Source organism: Micromonospora sp. NPDC051296, assembly GCF_040682255.1.
In the GTDB taxonomy this organism is placed as follows: Bacteria; Actinomycetota; Actinomycetes; order Mycobacteriales; family Micromonosporaceae; genus Micromonospora; species Micromonospora craterilacus.
In genome coordinates this window covers 1-3308 of record NZ_JBFBAO010000538.1, presented here as the reverse complement: position 1 = coordinate 3308, position 3308 = coordinate 1, and the positions used below count along the sequence as shown (strand labels likewise).

The 3308-nt window shown below is 68.9% G+C and carries 3 protein-coding genes; 2 read left to right on the top strand and 1 reads right to left on the bottom strand.

Annotated elements, in window-relative coordinates:
* Positions 1–264: 264 nt before the first annotated feature.
* A complete protein-coding gene (locus tag AB0M52_RS32455; protein WP_363961582.1) occupies positions 265–1506 on the top strand; it encodes an ATP-binding protein in 1242 nt (413 codons plus the stop codon).
* 47 nt (positions 1507–1553) lie between these two features.
* Here the strand turns inward: AB0M52_RS32455 and AB0M52_RS32450 are convergent, their stop codons facing one another.
* Positions 1554–2270 carry a helix-turn-helix domain-containing protein gene (locus AB0M52_RS32450; RefSeq protein ID WP_363961580.1) on the bottom strand — a complete coding sequence of 239 codons (717 nt, stop codon included), beginning with the start codon at positions 2268–2270 and terminating at the stop codon, positions 1554–1556.
* A 51-nt stretch (positions 2271–2321) separates the two neighbouring features.
* Here AB0M52_RS32450 and AB0M52_RS32445 point away from each other — a divergent pair, with 51 nt between their 5' ends.
* The gene (locus AB0M52_RS32445; protein ID WP_363961578.1) at positions 2322–3047 is read left to right on the top strand and encodes a DUF899 family protein; all 726 of its coding nucleotides are present in this window, start codon (positions 2322–2324) and stop codon (positions 3045–3047) included.
* Positions 3048–3308 lie beyond the last annotated feature (261 nt).

Here is a 3308-nt window from a genome sequence, read left to right as displayed (position 1 = left end):
CCTTCCTCTACACCAGGCGTTAAGAAGGGTCCCTTCCTTCCACCGATCCAACCGAACAACCACGAAGGGCCGACCCCAACCCGGGGTCGGCCCTTCGTCATCTGCAAGGACGACACTCTCGGTGGCGGGATCGTCGACGGCGGCAGATCGAAGGCTCCACCTCGGCGAATCGAAGGTCAAGCTATCGGCAGAAGGATGGTCAACTGCTCGGCAGATTGAAAGGAGATCCTTCGGCAGAAGGAAAGTCGGGCGTATGATCAGGTCATGCGCAGAGCTGGTGACTACCTGCCCCGACGAGCGGCCGACCTGGTTCTGGAGGCTCTGGCCGACACGAGGGTGGTGGTCGTCAACGGCGCCCGGCAGGTCGGCAAGAGCACGCTCGCCGAGGTGGTGTTGCGGCACCACTCGGACGGCGTCGCGCGCTTCCTCGACGATCCGGGCACCCGCGCCGCCGCAGCCGCGGATCCGGTCAGCTTCGTACGTCACGACGGCCTCATGCTGATCGACGAGGTGCAGCGGGTCCCTGACCTCTGGCTCGCAATCAAGAACCTGGTCGACCGTGACCCGCGGCCGGGCCGTTTCCTGCTCACCGGCTCGGCCCGCCTACTGGGCCTGCGGAGCGTGCCGGACTCACTTCCTGGGCGTTCCGAGACCGTCGAGCTGTGGCCGCTGTCGCAGGGCGAGATCGACGGCACCACGGACAACTTCGTGGATGCCGCCTTCGCGCACGGCGCCGAGCTACGCGCGCCGGTGACCGACCTCCGCCGCCGGGACTATCTGGCCCGAGCCGCCCGGGGCGGCTATCCCGAGGCGATCCGGCGGGAGGCGCCCCGACGCCGCGAACGCTTCTTCGAGGGCTACCTGGCCGACCTGATCGCACGCGATGTGAAGCAGGTCGCGGAGATCGAACGCGTCGGCGACATGCGCCGCCTGCTTTCCCTGCTGGCCGCCCAGACGGCCGGTCTGCTCAACGTCAACCGGCTCGCCAGCGAACTGAGCATCACCTCGCCGACAGTTCGCAACTACCTGCACATCCTGGAGACCATCTACCTCATCCGGATCGTCCCCGCCTGGTCCGCGAACTCGACGACCCGAGCCACGGCCACCCCCAAAATCATCTTCGTCGACTCCGGGGTGGCCGGCTACCTCACCGCCGGAGCGGTCTCGGACGCGCCACTCGGCGGCCTCCTGGAGAACTTCGTCCTCGGCGAGTTGGGCCGCCAACTGACCTGGGCACGGCACTCCCTCCGGCTCTACCACTACCGGGACCGCGACCAGTACGAAGTCGACGCGGTCCTGGAGGACAATGCCGGCAATGTGGTCGGGATCGAGGTGAAGGCGTCGGAGACGGTCCGGGGTGAGGACTTCCGGGGCATCCGGCTCCTCCAACGCCGCCTCGGCGACCGGTTCCGGGCCGGTTTCGTCTTCCACTGCGGCACGGACTCGCTCAGCTTCGGCGACGGCCTGACCGCTCTGCCCATCTCGGCCCTCTGGACAACGGCCTGACACCTGCCTCGCCAGTTCGTAGGCGTCCAGGCGACGGGCCGACCTGCTCAACCACCGGAAACGCGGTCCGCCCTCGCCGAGTCGGGCTCCGACGCCTCGACGTACAGCCGTACGACACATTCGATCGTGTCCCGGTCGCCCTCGACGCGCACAGTTCCGTCGCGCTCGGCCTCGGCGAGCGGCAGGCCGCCGAAGAGCACCTGGCTCCAGACCGTCGACTCGGTGGTCACGGTCGCCACCGGGTTCACCGCGGCGCCGGCCTGGATGTCCAGGACACGGCCGACGGCGGCCAGGTGGTAGTCGCGCATCGGCGGGTCGGGCCGGCGGGCGTCGTACAGGCGAAGGGCAGTGGGCGGAAGGTCGGCGGGCGCGGGCGGCGCCATGGCGCGCATGGCGAGGATCATGGCGTCCGGGGTCATGCCACCGTGGGTGCTCGGGTCCGGACCGGCGGAATACCACCGCCCCAGCGACCCCAGGACGGACTCCAGCCCACGTCCCCACTCGGTCGTGGCGTACGCGCGGGTGCGCGCCAGATCGGTGAGGGTCACCTGCTCGACGATGCCGGCCTGCTGCAGTGACCTGAGCCGGTCGGTGAGCACGGCCGGGGTGATGCCACGGACCGCATCCTGCAGGTCGGCGAAGCGCCTGGGCCCGAGGATCAGTTCGCGTACGACGATGAGCGCCCACCGGTCGCCCACCAGATCGAGGGCGTTCGCCGCCCGGCAGGCGTCGCCAAGGTGGGCATAGGTCCGCTTGACAGGCAACCGACTAATCACTCTCTTCACACGAGCACGAACTATGTTTAAAGTACCACCATGGAGAGCATCGACACGAGCGCCGTCCCTCCCGTCGTCGACCGCGAGACCTGGCTTCGCGAGCGGGACGTTCTCCTCGTCCGCGAGAAGGCGCACACCCGGGAGGGTGACGCACTCGCCGCCGCGCGCCGCCGCCTCCCGATGACCGAGATCGCGCCCGTCAAGCTCGGCGGCGAGCGGGGCCCGACCTCGATGCTCGACATCTTCGACGGGCGCGACCAGCTCGTCGTCTACAAGCACATGTGGCACCTCGGCAAGCCGTTCGAGGAGCAGTGCGAGGGTTGCACCATCAGCATCTGGAACTTCCAGAACGCGGTCTACCTCGAGGCGCGCGGCATCACGTTCGCGGTCTTCGGCGAGGGGCCGTACGAGGAGCTGGCACCGTTCCGGGAGTTCATGGGCTACACCCACCCGTGGTATTCGACGTACGGCGTCGACGAACCCGCCTTCGCCGAAAGCGGCGCCATCGCCTGCTACCTCCGCCAGGACGATCGGGTCTACCTCACCTACGAGACGACCGGCCGCGGCGTCGAGGCGATCATGGGCTCGCTCAAGCTGCTCGACATGACCGTCTACGGCCGGCAGGAGGCGTGGGAGGACTCCCCCGAAGGCTGGCCGCAGGACCCGACGTACAGCTTCTGGCGCAAGGACGGCCGCCCGACGGCGCAGTGGACCCGCCCGCAGGTCACCCCGGTCCGGGCAACGGACGAGCACCACTGCCACTGAGTCCGACGACCCGGGCATCAACGGCCCCGCTGGGCCAGTGAGTAGTCTGCGCCGTCACATCATGTCCGCGCCTGTTGGCCGCACGGCGTACTTGATGTCCGCTTCTGGGCTGGGGGTCCGGCGCGGACCTCGCCACGAGGAGCGCGCTGATCCGTGGTGCGTCCGATGTCTGGTTTGGGGTTCGGTGTCCCATGGCCGGGGCCGGCCGGCGGGGAATGATGCCGGGCCCCGGGTCGTTGAACATGGCATACCGCCGGCGCT